Genomic DNA, 17,200 nt, shown 5'->3' with positions numbered 1-17,200 from the left:
ATGAGCTTCGTCAGCGTACAGAAACTGCAGAAAAGCTACGCCGGCAGCCCGGTGTTCGAGCGCATCGACTGCCACATCGAACGCGGCGAATTCGTCACCCTGCTCGGCCCGTCCGGCTGCGGCAAGTCCACCTTGCTGCGCTGCATTGCCGGGCTGACCTCGGTGGACAGCGGGCAGATACTGCTCGACGGCCACGACATCGTGCCGCTAAGCCCGCAAAAGCGTGGCATCGGCATGGTGTTCCAGAGCTACGCGCTGTTCCCCAACATGACCGTGGAGCAGAATGTCGCCTTCGGCCTGCGCATGCAGAAGGTCAAGGCCGATGAAAGCCAGCTGCGGATACGCGAGGTGCTGGAGCTGGTGGAGCTGGGCAAGTTCGCCGGGCGCTACCCGCACCAGCTTTCCGGTGGCCAGTGCCAGCGCGTGGCCCTGGCACGCTCACTGGTCACCCGCCCGCGCCTGCTGCTGCTCGACGAACCGTTGTCGGCGCTGGATGCGCGTATCCGCAAGCACCTGCGCGAGCAGATCCGCGCCATCCAGCGCGAACTGGGGCTGACCACCATCTTCGTCACTCACGATCAGGAGGAAGCGCTGACCATGTCCGACCGCATCTTCCTGATGAACCAGGGGCGCATTGTTCAGAGTGGCGATGCCGAAACCCTCTACACCGCACCCGTGGACCTGTTTGCCGCCGGCTTCATCGGCAACTACAACCTGCTCGACGCCGACAGCGCCAGCCGCCTGCTGCAGCGCCCGGTGGCCAGCCGCCTGGCGATCCGCCCGGAGTCGATCACCCTTGGCGAGCACGGCGAGCTGGACGCCGAGGTGCGCAGCCACAGCCTGCTGGGCAACGTGATCCGCTACCGGGTGCGGGTGCGCGAAGTGGAGCTGGTGGTCGATGTGCTCAACCGCTCGCCGGCCGACTTGCATGCGGACGGAAAACGGGTAAGCGTGTCGATCGACCCCACTGCGCTGCGGGAAGTGGCTTAAGGAGACTCAATACAATGGCACTGGCAATTTTCGATCTGGATGAAACCCTGATCCACGGCGACTGCGCATCACTGTGGAGCGAGCAGATGGCCAGGCTGGGCTGGGTCGACGGCAAGGATTTCCTGCGCCGCGATCATGAACTGATGGAAGCCTATGGCAGGGGCCACCTGCAGATGGAGGACTACATGGCCTTCAGCCTGGAGCCGATTGCCGGGCGTACCCTGGAAGAAGTCGAGCACCTGGTGACACCGTGGGTCGAAGAAGTGATCGAACCGATCATCTACGGTGACGCCTGCCGCTGCATTGCCGAGCACCGCAAGCGTGGAGATCGCATTTTGATCATTTCCGCTTCGGGTACGCACCTGGTCGGGCCGATTGCCGCGAGACTGGGCGTGGATGAGTACCAGGCCATCGAGCTGGAGGCAGTGAACGGGGTGTACACCGGCAAGACCCACGGCGTGCTGACCTATCGTGAGGGCAAGATCACCCGGTTGCTGGAGTGGCTGGATCAGGAGCAGGAAAACCTGGAGGGCGCGAGTTTCTATTCCGATTCGAGGAATGACTTGCCGTTGTTGTTGAGAGTGGATCACCCGCATGTGGTGAACCCGGATGCGGTGTTGCGCGAGCATGCCGAGATCAATGGGTGGCCGATTCTGAGCTGGAGCTGAAGGTTTTTATGGGCTGTGCCGGCCCCTTCGCGGGTAAACCCGCTCCTACATCGCACAGTGTTCAAATTATGGCGATCCCGATGTAGGAGCGGGTTTACCCGCGAAGGGGCCAGGCCTGCTTACACCAGGCTAGGGTCGATCACCATCACCAGCTTGCCCGACACCTGGTTGGTCTCCAGCTCGGCATACGCCGCTTGGGCAAACTCCACCGGATAGGTGTCGACCAGCTGCGGCGACAACCGCCCCTCGGCGAACAGCGGCCATACTTGCTGCTGCAGTTCGCGCAGCAACTCGGCCTTGAAGCCGTCATCACGGTTGCGCAGGGTGGAACCGGTAATTTCCAGACGCTTGCCCAGCACTTGGGCCAGGTCCAGCTCGAACTTGCGTCCGCCCATCAGCCCGATGATCACCCAGCGCCCGTCACGGGCCAGCAGCTTGAGGTTCAGCTCACCGTAGCTGGCGCCCACCGGGTCGAGAATCACATCGAACGGGCCGAAAGCTTCCAGCTCGTCCAGGTTCTCGTTACGTACCACACCCCCCGCAGCGCCCAGCGCCTGGCAGTAGGCCAGGCGGTCCTGCGAACCGACGCTGACCCATACCGGGCTGCCGAACGCCTTGCACAGCTGGATGGCGGCCGAGCCAACGCCACTGGCGCCGGCGTGCACCAGCACCTTCTCGCCAGCCTTAACTGCACCGAGCTGGAAGATGTTCAGCCAGGCGGTGGCATACACCTCCGGCAACGCTGCCGCCTCATGCAGGCCAAGGCCTTCGGGTACCGGCAATACGTGACGGGCATCGACCACCACTTCCTCGGCCATGGCGCCGCTGGCCAGCAGGGCGCAAACGCGGTCACCCACGCGCCAGGCGGCACCAGCCCCCACCTCTTCAACCACCCCGGAACACTCCAGCCCCATGTATGGGCTGGCACCTGGTGGTGGCGGGTACAAACCTTTCATCTGCAGCAGGTCGGCGCGGTTCAGCCCCGCAGCGGCCACGCGAATGCGCACTTGGCCCGCGTCACAGGTCGGGCGTTCGGCCTCGACCCACTCCACATGTCCGTCAACGCCTTGCAATGCCTTCACAGTGCCTCCATAGTTGAATCATGACTGGGCCTGAGGTCGCTTACCTCAGGCCTTTTGCAGTATTTGCCCGGCTCCATGGAACCGGCAACGGAAAAGACGGCCTACTATGCGTGATCAATTGCCTCCACGTCGAATCAGCATGAAGCATTTCCTTCCAAGCACCGCACTGGCTGTGATGATCGGCCTGGGCAGCCTCACGCTCGGCGGCAATGCGGCGGCCGCCAACAAGTGGGACAGCCTGCAGCCCGACCGCGACGAGATCGTCGCCAGCCTCAACGTGGTGGAATTGCTCAAGCGCCACCACTACAGCAAGCCGCCCCTGGACGATGCCCGTTCGGTCATTATCTACGACAGCTACATCAAGCTGCTGGACCCGGCGCGCAGCTACTTCACCGCTGCCGACATTGCCGAATTCGATAAATGGAAAACGCAATTCGACGATTTTCTCAAGAGCGGCAACCTGGACCCGGGCTTCACCATCTACAAGCGCTACCTCGACCGCGTCAAGCAACGCCTGGACTTCGCCCTGGCCGAGCTGAACAAGGGCGTGGACAAGATTGACTTCACCACCAGGGAAACCTTGCTGATCGACCGCAAGGACGCGCCGTGGATGAAGAACCAGGCCGAGCTCGACGACTTGTGGCGCAAACGCGTCAAAGACGAAGTGCTGCGCCAGAAGATCGCCGGCAAGGAACCCAAGCAGATCCAGGAAACCCTGATCAAGCGCTACAAGAACCAGCTCACGCGCCTGGACCAGACCCGTGCCGAGGACATCTTCCAGGCCTACATCAACACCTTCGCCCAGTCCTACGACCCACACACCAACTACCTGTCGCCGGACAACGCCGAAAACTTCGACATCAACATGAGCCTGTCGCTCGAAGGCATTGGTGCAGTGCTGCAAAGCGACAACGACCAGGTCAAGATCGTGCGCCTGGTGCCAGCAGGCCCGGCAGCCAAGACCAAGCAGGTGGCCCCGGCTGACAAGATCATCGGCGTGGCCCAGGGCAACAAGGAAATGGTCGACGTGGTGGGCTGGCGCCTGGACGAAGTGGTCAAGCTGATCCGCGGCCCGAAAGGTTCGGTGGTGCGCCTGGAAATCATCCCGGCCAGCAATGCGCCTAGCGACCAGACCAGCAAAATTGTGTCGATTACCCGTGAAGCGGTGAAGCTTGAAGAGCAGGCGGCGAAGAAGTCGGTGCTCAAGCTCAAGCAGGACGGGCGTGACTACAAGCTGGGCATCATCGAGATCCCGGCCTTCTACCTGGACTTCAAGGCCTACCGCGCTGGCGACCCCGAGTACAAGAGCACCACGCGTGACGTGAAGAAGCTGCTCACCGAACTGCAGAAAGAGAAAGTCGACGGCGTGGTCATCGACCTGCGCAACAACGGCGGCGGCTCGCTGCAGGAAGCCACCGAGCTGACCAGCCTGTTCATCGAGAAAGGCCCGACCGTGCTGGTGCGCAACAGCGACGGCCGCGTCGACGTGCTGGAAGACGAAAATCCGGGGGCCTTCTACAAGGGCCCGCTGGCACTGCTGGTCAACCGCCTATCGGCCTCGGCATCGGAGATCTTCGCCGGTGCCATGCAGGACTACCACCGCGCGCTGATCATCGGTGGCCAGACCTTCGGCAAAGGCACCGTGCAGACCATCCAGCCGCTCAACCATGGCGAGCTGAAGCTGACCCTGGCCAAGTTCTACCGGGTTTCCGGGCAGAGTACCCAGCATCAGGGGGTGCTGCCGGACATCGACTACCCATCGATCATCGACACCAAGGAAATCGGCGAGAGCGCCCTGCCAGAGGCCATGCCGTGGGACACCATCCGCCCGGTGGTCAAGCCTGCGGCCGATCCGTTCAGGCCGTTCCTGGCCCAGCTCAAGGCGCAACATGAGGCGCGCAGCGACAAGGATGCCGAGTTCACCTACATCCGCGACCGCCTGGCCCTGACCCAGAAGCTGATGAACGAGAAAACCGTCAGCCTCAACGAGCAGGAACGCCGCGCACGCCACGACAGCATCGAGAGCAAGCAACTGGCGCTGGAAAACACCCGCCGCAAGGCCAAGGGTGAAGAACCGCTGAAAGAGCTGAAGAAAGAGGACGAAGACGCTCTGCCGGTCGAGGATGAAAATACCAAGCCGGAAGACGACGCTTACCTCGCGGAAACCGGTCGCATCCTGATCGACTACCTCAGTGCCAGCACCAAGGTGGCCAAGAAGTAGGGCACCTCAGCAATGATGGCAGAATAATGTGACCTGTCATCAAACAGTCATCGTGCTGTCGTGAAATATGAGGGCCGGGCATGCAGATGCCCGGCCCTTACTTTTCAGGAATCCATCATGACCGTTGCCGAACAGCTCAGTGCCTTGAGTGCCATCCTGGCTCAGCGCAGTATTCACAGTCTGTTCCAGCCAATCATGTGCCTGAGTGAACACAGGGTATTCGGCCATGAGGCGCTGAGCCGTGGCCCGTCCAACAGCCCGCTGCATGCACCGCTCAACCTGTTTACCATCGCCCGCCAGGCCGGCCGCCTGACCGAGCTGGAAGCCGCTTGCCGAGAAAGCGCCTGCCGACGCTTCAGCGAGCAGCAACTGCAGGGCAAACTGTTTCTCAACATCTCACCCGAATCGCTGCTGGAGCCGCACTACCCCTCCGGCCTGACCCTGAAACTGCTCGAACAGGTTGGCCTGCCGCCCAGCCGGGTGGTGATCGAGTTGACCGAGCACACGCCCACCGACGACTTCCAGCTGCTGTCCAATGCCGTGCACCACTATCGCGACATGGGCTTTTCGATTGCCATCGACGATCTGGGCGCGGGCTATTCCAGCCTGCGCCTGTGGTCGGAGCTGCGCCCCGAGTACGTGAAGATCGACCGGCACTTCATTGACGGCATCCACCGTGACCCGCTCAAGCGCGAGTTTGTAGGCTCTATCTTGCAGATCGCCCGGGCATCGAAGGCACAGGTGATTGCCGAGGGCATCGAGCTGGCGGAAGAGCTGGCGGTGCTGGTGGAGATGGGCGTGGACCTGGTGCAGGGCTATTTGCTAGGGCGGCCACAGGAGATGGGAGTACGCGACAGCGGGCTTTTACCAGCACTGACGCAGGTGCCACTGGCTGACCAACCGACAGTGCGCTTGAATGCCACGATCGGGCAGCTGCTGGAGCTGTTTGGCCGATACCAGCACCTGGAGGCATTGGAAGTGGTGGATGCCGATGGCAGGGGGTGCGGGTTGATTCACAGGGATGCGCTGCCTGTGCCGGCCTATTCGCGGGTGAACCCGCTCCTACACGCGGCCTGCGCCAAACCACCGAGCTGTGTCCACCCCCGATCCGGCGTGTAAGAGCGGGTTTACCCGCGAATACGGTAGCGGCGACAACGGTGAACGGCGGGTGGTAAATGGCCAGCAGGCCCGGCCCTTTCGCGGGTAAACCCGCTCCTACACGGCGGCCTGTGCGCAACCACAGACATGTGTCCACCCTCGATCAGGCGTGTAGGAGCGGGTTTACCCGCGAATACGGTAGCGGCGACAACGGTGACCGACGGGTGGAAATTGGCCAGCAGGCCCTGCCCTTTCGCTCAGGGTCACCACCTGTAGCGAATAGGCTGGAACGGGCAACGCTTCAGGCCGTTTCGGGATAGCTGTACTCGAACACCCGAACCACCTCAGAGGCATGCCACGAGGCGGCCTCCATGCCATCGACCGGCCCGGTAAACCGCCCCAGGCGCTCGACGCACTCAAAGAAGCCAGTACGCGGCAAACGGCTGGCGCCTTGGCTGATCACCAGCGAACTGCGCAATGGCTGCTCGGCACGGGCATCCAGCACCGCCAGGTATTCCAGCGCGGCAGTCAGCGTCTGCATGGCCGGGCTGGGTAGCTGCAAGCGCTCGATCAGCGCTCGGTATGTCAGCAAGTGACGTTGACGACGGGCCAGGTCAAGCTCGCCCAGCAGGTTATCCCAGTGCTGACGGCTGATCCTGACCTGGCTCATGATGGCTCGCTCCAGCCAGCCACCCCCAGATGCCATGCCAGGGCGCGGCGGATGGCAGCATCTGGCTGGCGTTCACCCGATTCGATCATGGCCAGATACGCCGGGCTCACACCGACATTGCGCGCCAGTTGCTCCGGGGCAATGCCCTTGGCCTGGCGAATCTGGGCGACTTCGCTGAAGGCTGGCAGGGGCGCGCTGGCAGCAACGCCCTGCGCCTCACTGGAAACCGCCTCGGCTGGTGCCTGCCCTGCAGCGCTGAGCAACGCCTGGTATTGCTCCCAGGGAACGACGGCGTACTCGGGTTGACCGTCCCGGCTGATGACCTGAATACCCATTACAAACCCCTTTAAAAAGGATTACAGCATGTAATCCGTAGGCATAACCCTTATGCCAATTATATTACCAACTCCGAGGTCTGTGCAGTTGAGGTGAGATTCAGGCCGGTTTCATTACTTGTTGCGCTCCAGCTGCAACGCTTCCGGGGTAGCCGGCAGGCGCTCGACCACGCGCAGCCGTTCGGGTGCCTGGCTATCGCGCCAGGCCTTGAAGCGCGCCAACTCGTCGGCCACGGTTTTCAGCACCCAGCCCAGCACCGCGATGTCATCGAGGAAACCCACCCCCAGCAACCAGTCCGGGATGGCATCGATGGGGCTGACGAAATACAGCAGGCCCGCCACGACAGTGACCAGTGCCTTGGGGCTGATGGCACGGTACTCACCCCTCCACCAGGCCAGGCACAGCGACTGCAGCAGCTTCACATCTTCACGCAGTTGGCCGAGGCGCGGGCCTTTGCGCGCCACCGCGAACAACAAGGCCGGCAAACGACCGCGGCTGAGCAGGCGCTCGGCCAATGGCAGGAAACGGGCGAAATTCCAGGGTGCGCTCATGGAGCCTCCGAGAGGAAAAGGTTATCCACATTTATTGTGGATAACCTTGTGAACAGGGCGACGTTTCCGACCCCAGGTGCCTGCCAGGCAAGGGGCCCGGTCAGATCGGGCGTTTTTTACACAGTCGTTTCACGCCATGACTACCTGCGGCGCAAACGATTTGCGTCAGAAACATCCTACTTCTTCACGCTGCATTTCCTCGGACAGTATCAGCTGTTGCAGGTTCGTCCAATCGGCACAAACGAAAACGCCCCAACAATGTGGGGCGTTTCCGACAACCAGCCAATGTTACTTGGCAGGTGCTTCTTCAGGGGCTTCGGCCTGCGGCTCGGCACCTTGCAACTGGGCCGGGTCCTTGATGGCAATCAGTTCCAGGTCGAACACCAGTACCGAGTTGGCCGGGATCAGCGGGCTTGGGCTTTGTGCGCCGTAGGCCAGCTCAGCCGGGATGAACAACTTGTACTTCTCGCCGACGTGCATCAGCTGCAAACCTTCGACCCAACCTGGGATCACACCGCTGACCGGCAGGTCGATCGGGCTGCCACGCTCGACGGAGCTGTCGAATACCTTGCCATCGATCAGCTTGCCTTCGTAGTGGACAGTGACCACGTCAGTCGGTTTGGGCTGCGGGCCGTCGGCCTTCTTGACCACTTCGTACTGCAGGCCCGAGGCAGTGGTAACCACGCCTGGCTTCTTGGCGTTTTCTTCGAGGAATTTCTTGCCGGCGGAGGCGGCTTCTTCGCTGGCCTTGGCCAGGCGCTCCTCGGCGCGTTTCTGCAACGCGGTGAAAGCTTCTACCAGCTCTTCGTCCTTGATGCGTTGTTCTTTCTTGCTAACGGCGTCTTCGATACCGAGGGCGACTGCTTTCGAATCAAGGTCTTCCATGCCTTCCTGAGCCAGGCTCTTGCCCATGTTCAGGCCGATACCGTAGGAGGCTTTCTGCGCCGGAGTCTTCAGCTCGGGGCTGCTGGCTTGTTGATCGCAGCCAGCCAGTACCAGGCCTACCAGGGCAACCGCAGCCGCCAAACGATGCTGTTTCATGCTATTTCCTTGTTCATGCGCCATGAGGGCAATCAGGGTAAAGCCGCGAGCTTATCAGGCGGCCATGACCAATGGCTACCGGCATAGGAGCGGGTTTTCGTAAGGAAGTTCAGTCATTAAAAGCTTCTTCATCGAAGCTTTACAGCCATTGGCCAGTATTGACCCTTTGTGCCTGGTTTGCCGATTTTTTGTGGCCTTTTATTTCTGCGGGTTCTGAGGAGGGGAACATCAGGCCAGGCAGCCCCCCGAAACCTCAAGGATACCAACCCTCTCGATATTCCCCCGCCACCTCCCGCAGCACCTCACCCACCCACTGCCCCGGCAAACTCAACGGCAAGGCGGCATTGCGGCAAATCCCCACCGACCCTCCCGGCTCACGCACACCCAGGTCAAGCTCGACCAGTTCGCCACGGCGCAGGTCGAGCAGCACGGCATCACGCGGCGCCACCCACAGGCCATCGCTGCCCAGCAGGTAGCGCCGGCTCAGGGCAAGCGACAGGGTTTCCAGGCGCTGGGCCGGCATCTGGATGCCGCATTGCACGAACAGGCTGTCGGCATGCTGGCGGATGGTGGTGCCGGCCGGCGGCAGCACCAGCGGGTAACGCCCCACCTGCCCTCGCTCCACGGGCGTGCTGGCCAGCAGCGGGTGACCCGGGCGCACCACCAGGCTCATCGACTCGCTGTACAGGTGCTCGAACGACAGGCCCTGGATCTGTGGGCTGTCGGTCATGCGCCCGACCACCAGTTCCAGCTCCCCCAGGTGAAGTTGGCCAAGCAACTGCGCGCTGACCCCGGTGACCACGCTGATCACCAGCGCTTCATGGCGCTGGTGGAGGCGGCACAGTACCTCGGGCATGAGCAGGCCTTCGACCGTGGACAGCACGCCAATGCGCACCTGCGACGGCGCCCGCGCTTCACCGCGCAGGCTGCTGACGCCATCGCGCAGCGCCTGCACACTGGGCCCGGCGTAACGCATGAAGCGGGTGCCGGCCGGAGTCAGCTCGACACCCTGGCGGCTACGCTCGAACAGGCGCGCCTCGAGCAGGTCCTCAAGCTCCTTGAGGGTCTTGGAAATCGCCGGCTGGCTGATCGACAGGATATCGGCCGCCCTGGCCAGGCTGCCCTGCCGGGCAATCTCCAGGAAGCACAGCAAGTGGCGGTATTTGATGCGGGTGTCGAGGTTCATGGCAGCAAGCTTACCGCATCGCTACCTGCGGCGTATCCAGGTCTGCCGCCCCGTGCTCCCCGTTGCAGCCCAAACTCCAGGACCGGATCGTTATCCATCGACCACCAACGCCTATCATTTTTGCCAGTACCCGCAACCATCCGGATCGCATTAAATGAGATCGCAAAAACCACTTCCCCAAGTGACAGGTCATATCATGCATCCAAATATGGTTTTTTTTGCCCAGACTCAACACACCCCCCGTGATTACCAAGGCGAGAGTCAGGAACTCAAGGCGCCCATTGACGTAACCTATGCCGACAAAGGTCACCTTCACATCGGCGAGCCTATCGTGAGTCATAGAAACGAGGTTTCGCAAATCCTGGAAAGCAACTACTATCCCGAGCGAATTTACTTGAGAGGCGTCCACAACGGCACGAAACCTTTCATTGCGCGGACCTTGAAAGATGGCGAGCTGGATACGTCTTTCAACAAAACTGGTCTTGTCTATCTGACTGACCTGAGCACAGTTTTTGATTATCATAGTTACCTGCACATGGCCGAGGATGCGGAGGGTCACATCCTGCTCACTATGAATGATCTAACCCAAGGCTTCACCCACCTGTGGAAGCTTAAGCCAAACGGAAAGCCAGATACTGATTTCGGCAGCAACAACGGCTACGTCATCCTAAATAATTTTTTCAATTTTAAAGATATCAGGCTCTACGAATTCACCATTTACAAGAACGACTATATCTTCTCAGGTTCCCTCGAAGACGCTCCAATCCTTTTCGTGCTCACCCATGAAGGTGTCCCACGCGAGAGCTTTGGTAAGCTAGGCATCCTCAAGATGCAAGATCTTATTCCGAACCTCCGATATGTCATTGGGGCGCCTAAGATGCTGGAGGTTGGTGAGAAGGTGCGCATCATCATCTACACGCGCTATTACACCGATTCGGCGAGCGTAAACGGAATCGCAGCACTGACAGTGTCCGGAGAGCTCGACCAGCGCTTCGCTGACAACGGGGTCTATTGGCCAGAGCCTGGCCTTATCATTTATGGTTTCACGCTAAATAACGCCAGTCAGCGCATCACCGTCCACGGCGCGATGTGGTCCGAAGGGACCGTTAATCCCATGATCTATCGGCTAGACTACACAGGAAAACCTGCTAAAGAATTCAACGAGGGTCGTGTCCTATTATTCCCAATTGAGGGTGGCTGGGACTATATGACAGAGGCCGATGGAAAACTGGTAGGTTATGGTTCATTTTTCACTCGCGGCATGGCGGTGCGTTACCGTCTGGACGGCCAACTCGACACTACATTCGTGCCGCCGAATGGTTACGGTGTTTTTACGGCAACGGTGCCTGAACCAGGATTCTATGGTAACAGCCATTCCGCAACGGTAATGCCAGAAAGCCAACGTCTCCTCGTAGCGGGGCGGGAAGCACGGACGGGTTCCACCCCTTGTGTCATTGCTGTCTCATTGAAGCAACAAAAATGAGACGAACTGGCACTTTACCAGAGACTGCATAAAAGTCTTGAGGCGAAGTTCAGGCAAGGCGAAAACAGCCGAGGAAGCGGACGTTACGGACTGTAAATCAACATTCCGAGGCTGTTTTCAACGCAGTATCAACGAGTATCAAGACTTAAGTGCTCGACAGGATATCGGACGCCCTGGCCAGGCTGCCCTGCATGTCCAGATCGTTGACGCACCTGTCACTTCTGCCAGTAGCCGATCCTGGCGAAGCATCGCTCAATAGGTGTTCAGCGATTATTGTGAGTGGAGCTCAATACCATGGTCCGAATCAAGAATGCCGAGGGTGGCCTGATCGGTTACGGTGGTTTCTATGCCTTCAACATAGCGGTGCGCTACCACTCAAGCGGCCAACTGGACACTCGCTTTGCCCCCCCCATATGGCTACGGTCAGTTTGGAGCGTTTTCGGGGGAATTTGGCTTCATCACTCACACCGACTCGATGGTAATCGATACCGACAACCAGCGCATGCTGGTGAGCAGGCAAGACGTACAGCAGGGCTACCGACTCCCCTGCCTGCTCGCCCTCTCTCTGAAACCGGACCAGTAGTACGCCACGGCAGAAGCGGGCAGGCTTAAAGCATTGCCGCCTGCGGCGTATCCGGGTCACGTTGCTGGCGGCGGAACTGGCCAGGTGGCAGGCCGTGGATCTGGCGGAAACGTCGAGAGAAGTAAGCTTCGTCCGCAAAGCCACAAAGCCGCGCCACCTCGCCCACCGGGCGGCTGCCGTTGAGCAGGTAGTTGCGTGCGGCGTGCATGCGCCGCTCCAGCACCAGCTCGCTGAAGGTCTTGCCGATTTCCTTGCGCAGCCAGTGGGTCAGGTAGGTCGGCGACAGGTAGGTGGCGGCGGCGACTTTCTGCAGGTTCAGGTCGGGGTCGTCGATATGCCGGCGCAGGTAGTCGCTCATGCGGCCCAGCGCGGCACGGCGGCTGAGCTGGGCCGCGTTGCTGTCGGCCAGTTCGCGCAGCGGCTCGGCATACAGGCCACAGACTTGGCCGATCAGCTGCAGCAACAGGCCTTTGAGGATTTCGCGGGTGCCGAAACGGCGGTTGGCATCCAGCGCACGCATGCGCTCGAGGGTTTGCCGTACCTCGGCAAAGTCCGGGTCACTCAGGTGGAAGTCGAGATGCTCCTGAAAGCGGAACGGCGACAGCTCCGGCGCCTGCAGGATCGACACTTCCTCCAGGTCCATCGGGTCGCAGGCCAGGTGCGGCAGCAGGAACGTCTGGGAGAAATTGATCACCACGAAGTCGCTGTCCGCCGGATGCGGTATTACATGCACCCGGTGCGGCAGGATGAAGGCCAGGGTGTTGCGTCTGAATGGGCGTTGCACGCTGCCGATGTGTTGCACCGTGTCGCCGCCGAGATTGACCTGGATCTGGAAGTACTCATGACGATGCGGCGCGGTCTCGGCGGGACGCCCGCGCTGATCGCGGATATAGAAATCCATCAGCTCGCTGCGCTGCTGCATGACATAGGTCGGAACCTCGCGCTTGGGGGGCATGGGCAATCTCCGGGATACGGGCGCTTTAAGTTGTACGACGTCCAAACTCTGCAATTTAACCCCTTATGCAAAAACCTGCGCAACCGAAAATCCACGCAGCCCTCTGATAATGCGCTATTCAGCCAATTTTTCAGGCGAAACCCCGGCTGAGAAATTTCTTGGACAGCACAGCACTGCCCCGCCTCCAATGAAAAAAACGGTCTAAATACCCCGTTGCATTCACCTCGTTGTACGACCACCTTAGAAAAGGGACTGCAGCCCAACCTCTACCAACAACAACAAACGAGGTCGACTCATGTCGAGCACGCCTACCCCCCCCGCCGCGTCGTCGTACACGCTGGACGCGGCCCCCGCCCAGCGCCTGCCTACCCGCCGCCGCTGGTTCATGCTGTCGCTGCTGCTGGTGGCGACCATCATCAACTACGTCGACCGGGTGAACATTTCCATCGCAGCGCCGTTCATGGCCAAAGACCTTGGCCTGGACAAGGTCGAGATGGGCCTGATTTTCTCCGCCTTCGCCTGGACCTACGCGTTGGCCCTGGTACCGGCTGGCTTCATTGCCGACCGCTTCGGCTCACGCCTGACCTATGGCGTGTCGCTGATCAGCTGGTCGGCGGTCACCGTGGCCCAGGGCCTGGCCAGTGGCTTCGCCTCGCTGTTCGGCCTGCGCCTGGCGGTCGGCGCCATGGAGGCCCCGGCCTTCCCGGCCAACAGCCGTGCGGTTACGGTATGGTTCCCCGCTCGCGAGCGCGGCATGGCCAGCAGCATCTACGTATGTGGCCAGTACCTGGGCACCGCGCTGTTCACCGGCGCGCTCCTGTGGCTGGCGACCACCTATGACTGGCGCCACGTGTTCTACAGCACCGGTCTGGTGGGAATCCTGTTCGGCGTCGTGTGGCTGGTGATGTACCGCGACCCGCTGAACTGCAAGAAGGTCAGCAAGGAGGAACTGGCCTATATCGAGCACGGCGGTGGCCTGGTGAAGAGCAGCCAGCAACGTACCCGCTTCGACTGGCGCCAGGTTGCCGAACTGTTCCGCTATCGCCAGATCTGGGCGATCTGCCTGGGCAAGTTCGCCAGCACTTCGGCGCTGTACTTCTTCCTCACCTGGTTCCCCACCTACCTGATCGAAGAACGCCAGCTGACGCTGATCAAGGTCGGCATCTTCGCGGTCATGCCGTTCATTGGTGCCACGGTCGGCATCCTCCTGGCGGGCATCGTCTCCGACCTGCTGATCCGCAAGGGCTACTCGCTGTCGTTTGCCCGCAAGCTGCCGCTGGTGGTGGGCTCGATGCTGGGGATGTCGATCGTGCTGGTGAACTTCACCGACTCCAATGTGCTGTGCATCGCCGTGCTGACCCTGGCGTTCTTCGCCCAGGGCATCGCCTCGTCGTCGTGGGCTGCCGTGTCGGAAGTGGCGCCAAAAGAGCTGATCGGCCTGACCGGCGGCATTACAAGTTTGGCGGCGAACATCGGTGGCATCGTCACACCGATCGTGATCGGCGCGATCGTGCACGCCAGTGGCTCGTTCGCCATGGCGTTCTGGTTCATCGGTGGGGTGGCGTTGATGGGCACACTGTCTTACTCGCTGCTGCTTGGGAAGCTTTATCGCATCGAGCTGAAGACTGCGGGCTGAGCCAAGGCGTGTATTGACGGTACCGGCCTCTTCGCGGCTAAAGCCGCTCCTACGGGGGGACGGTATTGGCCTTGGGTTTGACGCTAGCCCTGTAGGAGCGGCTTTAGCCGCGAAAGGGCCGGTACAGGTGCCTTGGATAGTCCAACCCAACCCCGTTTTCGTCCAACTTTGCCGGCCAGCCGCTGGATACGCTGTCCACTCCAGTACGGAGGATCCACCCATGACCTACCTGTTCAACCCGCCGGCCATCGTCAGCCTGCCGATCCGCGGCAGCGATGCGCGCTTCCCGGTCGGCCGGGTGTTCTGCCTCGGCCGCAACTACCCGTGGCCGGAATCCTACGGCGCGGCGCCGCAGGAGCCTGTGTTTTTCATGAAACCGGCAAGCAACGTGGTCGAGGCACTGGGCGAACTGCCCTTCCCGCCGCAGACCGACGAGTTCTGCCATGAAATCGAGCTGGTCGCGGCCATCGCCAAAGGCGGCGCCAACATCGCCAGCGAGCATGCCCTGGAGCACGTGTTCGGCTTTGCCGCCGGTCTGGACATGACCCGTCGCGATCACCAGCGCAAGGCCAAGGCCGAGGGCCTGCCGTGGGAAGGCGCCAAGGTGTTCGAGGCTTCGGCACCGATGACCGCCATCGTCCCCGCCAGCGAATGCGACTGGCCGCTGGATGCGTCCCTATGGCTGCAGGTCAATGGCCAGGAGCGCCAACGGGCACACCTCAGCCAGCAGACCTGGGCATTGGCCGAAGTGATCAGCAGGCTGTCTCGCCAACTGCCACTGCGCCCGGGCGACCTGATCATGACCGGCAGCCCGCCCGGCGTGGCCCCGCTGAACCCGGGCGACACGATACACGCCGGGATCGACGGTATTGGCGAGCTGCACCTGCACGTCGGTCCTCGCCCTGCCGGGCATACCGCCAACGCCGCCTAAACCTGTTGGAGCCTATCGATGAGCCAAAACAAGAAAGTCGCGCTGGTCACCGGTGCTGGCAGTGGCATCGGCCGTGCCGTCGCCCTCGCCCTGCTCGAGGACAACTTCAGCCTGGTCCTCGCCGGGCGCCGCGCCGAACCGCTACAAGCCGTCGTCGAGCAAGCGCAAGCAGCGGGCGGTGAGGCCTTGGCCGTTCCCACTGACGTGCGCGATGAGCAAAGCGTTGCGCAGTTGTTCGCCACCATCGAGGAGGTGCATGGCCGCCTCGACGTGATGTTCAACAATGCCGGCATCAACGCCCCCGCTGTACCCGTCGACGAGCTGCCGCTGGAGAACTGGCGCAACGTCATCGCCACCAACGTCGATGGTGTATTCCTGTGCGCCCGCGCCGCCTTCGGCCTGATGCGCCGCCAGCAGCCGCAAGGCGGGCGGATCATCAACAACGGCTCGATCTCGGCGCACACCCCACGCCCGTTCACCGCACCTTACACCGCCAGCAAGCATGCGGTACTGGGCCTGACCAAGGCGCTGGCGCTGGATGGTCGGCCTTACAACATCGTGTGCAGCCAGGTGGACATCGGCAACGCCCTGACCGAGTTGTCCGAGCGCATGACCCGGGGGGTGCGCCAGGCCAATGGCGAGATCGCCGCCGAGCCGATGCTCGACGTGCGCCATGTGGCCGATGCGGTGCGCTACATCGCAGCGCTGCCGCTCGACGCCAACGTACTGAACATGACCGTGATGGCCAGCAACATGCCATTCGTTGGCCGTGGCTGATCCCTGTTTATGATGGAGTGACCGATGAAACCAGAAGTCCTGCAACTGAGCCCTATCCTGATCCCGCAGATCCGTGAGCGCCTGGAACAGCTGTTCACCGTACACCGCTACTACGAACAGGCCGACAAGGAGGCCTACGTCAGCCAGCATGCTGGCAATATTCGCGGCGTGATCACCGGCGGCCACACCGGCATCAGCCAGGCGCTGATGGCGCGCCTGCCCAACCTCGAAGTGATCGCCGTCAATGGCGTCGGCACCGACGCGGTAGACCTGGCCTATGCCCGCGATCGCGGCATCCAGGTGACGGCGACCATCGGTGCGCTCACCGAGGACGTCGCCGATCTTGCCATCGGCCTGCTGATCGGCTTGTGCCGGGGTATCTGCACCGGTGACCGCTTCGTTCGCGCCGGCCGTTGGGCCACCAGCACCACGCCCCTGGCACCGCTGCCACTGGCCCGGCAGGTGTCGGGCATGCGCGTGGGCATCGTCGGCATGGGCCGGGTCGGTCGGGCGGTAGCACAGCGGGCGGCAGCCTTCGGTTGCCCGATCCGCTACACCGATCTACAGGCGCTGGATGTGCCCTACGGGTTCGAGGCAGATCTGCTGCAGTTGGCCAAGGACAGCGATGCGCTGATCCTCGCGGCGGCGGCTGACAAGGGCGAGGCGCTGATCAATCGCGACGTGCTGCGGGCGTTGGGCAGCGAGGGGTACCTGATCAACATCGCACGCGGCAAGCTGGTAGATGAGCCTGCGTTGATCGCCGCGCTGCAGGCTGGCGAGATCGCTGGCGCGGCGCTGGACGTGTTTGCCGATGAACCGCGAGCGCCCGAGGCGTTGTTCGAGCGTGAAGATGTAGTCCTGCAACCCCATCGCGCCAGTGCCACGGTACAGACACGCACGCGCATGGGCGAGATGGTGGTGGCCAGCCTGGTGGATGTGTTTGCCGGGCGCACGCCGCAGGGGTTGGTTATCTAGTCGGCTTGTGCTGGCCT

The 17,200-nt window shown here is 61.7% G+C and carries 16 protein-coding genes; 9 read left to right on the top strand and 7 right to left on the bottom strand.

From position 1 onward, the window contains the following. Positions 1-990 (top strand): ABC transporter ATP-binding protein, encoded by a 990-nt coding sequence (locus C4Q27_RS18495; RefSeq protein WP_064491332.1) that lies wholly within the window; start codon positions 1-3, stop codon positions 988-990. Between the two features lie 14 nt (positions 991-1,004). Further along, positions 1,005-1,658 carry an HAD family phosphatase gene (locus C4Q27_RS18490; RefSeq protein ID WP_104887165.1) on the top strand — a complete coding sequence of 218 codons (654 nt, stop codon included), beginning with the start codon at positions 1,005-1,007 and terminating at the stop codon, positions 1,656-1,658. 119 nt (positions 1,659-1,777) lie between these two features. On the opposite strand, the gene C4Q27_RS18485 is transcribed toward C4Q27_RS18490, so the two are convergent. Then, positions 1,778-2,740 (bottom strand): NAD(P)H-quinone oxidoreductase, encoded by a 963-nt coding sequence (locus C4Q27_RS18485; protein ID WP_104887164.1) that lies wholly within the window; start codon positions 2,738-2,740, stop codon positions 1,778-1,780. Positions 2,741-2,879: 139 nt separating this feature from the next. Between C4Q27_RS18485 and C4Q27_RS18480 the strand changes: the two genes are divergently transcribed. Next, positions 2,880-4,961 (top strand): carboxy terminal-processing peptidase, encoded by a 2,082-nt coding sequence (locus C4Q27_RS18480; RefSeq protein WP_162497229.1) that lies wholly within the window; start codon positions 2,880-2,882, stop codon positions 4,959-4,961. Positions 4,962-5,078: 117 nt separating this feature from the next. After that, positions 5,079-6,080: an EAL domain-containing protein gene (locus C4Q27_RS18475; RefSeq protein WP_064491336.1), complete on the top strand. Its 1,002-nt coding sequence runs from the start codon at positions 5,079-5,081 to the stop codon at positions 6,078-6,080. Positions 6,081-6,360: 280 nt separating this feature from the next. Here C4Q27_RS18475 and C4Q27_RS18465 read toward each other — a convergent pair whose 3' ends face one another. The 5 genes from C4Q27_RS18465 to pcaQ all read right to left on the bottom strand — a co-directional run bounded on the left by C4Q27_RS18465 (position 6,361) and on the right by pcaQ (position 9,843). Beyond that, entirely contained in the window at positions 6,361-6,729 is a 369-nt protein-coding gene (locus tag C4Q27_RS18465; RefSeq protein WP_003252539.1) for a hypothetical protein, read from the bottom strand. Then, entirely contained in the window at positions 6,726-7,064 is a 339-nt protein-coding gene (locus C4Q27_RS18460; RefSeq protein WP_004577645.1) for a helix-turn-helix transcriptional regulator, read from the bottom strand. The genes C4Q27_RS18465 and C4Q27_RS18460 overlap by 4 nt, the downstream gene beginning before the upstream one ends. Positions 7,065-7,178: 114 nt before the next feature. Then, positions 7,179-7,616 carry a YkvA family protein gene (locus C4Q27_RS18455; RefSeq protein ID WP_054888718.1) on the bottom strand — a complete coding sequence of 146 codons (438 nt, stop codon included), beginning with the start codon at positions 7,614-7,616 and terminating at the stop codon, positions 7,179-7,181. A gap of 288 nt (positions 7,617-7,904) precedes the next feature. Beyond that, complete coding sequence (locus C4Q27_RS18450) at positions 7,905-8,657, bottom strand: FKBP-type peptidyl-prolyl cis-trans isomerase (protein WP_010952765.1); 753 nt, start codon at positions 8,655-8,657, stop codon at positions 7,905-7,907. Positions 8,658-8,910: 253 nt separating this feature from the next. Continuing rightward, positions 8,911-9,843 carry a pca operon transcription factor PcaQ gene (pcaQ, locus tag C4Q27_RS18445; RefSeq protein WP_064491337.1) on the bottom strand — a complete coding sequence of 311 codons (933 nt, stop codon included), beginning with the start codon at positions 9,841-9,843 and terminating at the stop codon, positions 8,911-8,913. 154 nt (positions 9,844-9,997) lie between these two features. Here pcaQ and C4Q27_RS18440 point away from each other — a divergent pair, with 154 nt between their 5' ends. Next, positions 9,998-11,326 carry a hypothetical protein gene (locus C4Q27_RS18440; RefSeq protein ID WP_231114236.1) on the top strand — a complete coding sequence of 443 codons (1,329 nt, stop codon included), beginning with the start codon at positions 9,998-10,000 and terminating at the stop codon, positions 11,324-11,326. Positions 11,327-11,934: 608 nt separating this feature from the next. Here the strand turns inward: C4Q27_RS18440 and C4Q27_RS18430 are convergent. Beyond that, on the bottom strand, positions 11,935-12,864 hold the full coding sequence (locus C4Q27_RS18430) for an AraC family transcriptional regulator (protein ID WP_010952762.1): 930 nt from the start codon (positions 12,862-12,864) through the stop codon (positions 11,935-11,937). A 295-nt stretch (positions 12,865-13,159) separates the two neighbouring features. Between C4Q27_RS18430 and C4Q27_RS18425 the strand changes: the two genes are divergently transcribed. From C4Q27_RS18425 to C4Q27_RS18410, 4 genes are all read left to right on the top strand, one after another. Beyond that, positions 13,160-14,500, top strand: coding sequence for an MFS transporter (locus C4Q27_RS18425; RefSeq protein WP_104887163.1), 1,341 nt, complete (start codon positions 13,160-13,162; stop codon positions 14,498-14,500). A gap of 220 nt (positions 14,501-14,720) precedes the next feature. Further along, positions 14,721-15,431 carry a fumarylacetoacetate hydrolase family protein gene (locus tag C4Q27_RS18420; RefSeq protein ID WP_064493503.1) on the top strand — a complete coding sequence of 237 codons (711 nt, stop codon included), beginning with the start codon at positions 14,721-14,723 and terminating at the stop codon, positions 15,429-15,431. Between the two features lie 18 nt (positions 15,432-15,449). Continuing rightward, positions 15,450-16,208: an SDR family oxidoreductase gene (locus tag C4Q27_RS18415; protein ID WP_064493502.1), complete on the top strand. Its 759-nt coding sequence runs from the start codon at positions 15,450-15,452 to the stop codon at positions 16,206-16,208. Between the two features lie 24 nt (positions 16,209-16,232). Beyond that, positions 16,233-17,183: a 2-hydroxyacid dehydrogenase gene (locus tag C4Q27_RS18410; RefSeq protein ID WP_064493501.1), complete on the top strand. Its 951-nt coding sequence runs from the start codon at positions 16,233-16,235 to the stop codon at positions 17,181-17,183. Positions 17,184-17,200: the final 17 nt, after the last annotated feature.

The sequence above is a fragment of the Pseudomonas sp. SWI36 genome, from assembly GCF_002948105.1.
GTDB lineage: Bacteria > Pseudomonadota > Gammaproteobacteria > Pseudomonadales > Pseudomonadaceae > Aquipseudomonas > Aquipseudomonas alloputida.
Note: the sequence above shows the minus strand (reverse complement) of the source record. Positions and strands in the feature narration are given on the sequence as shown.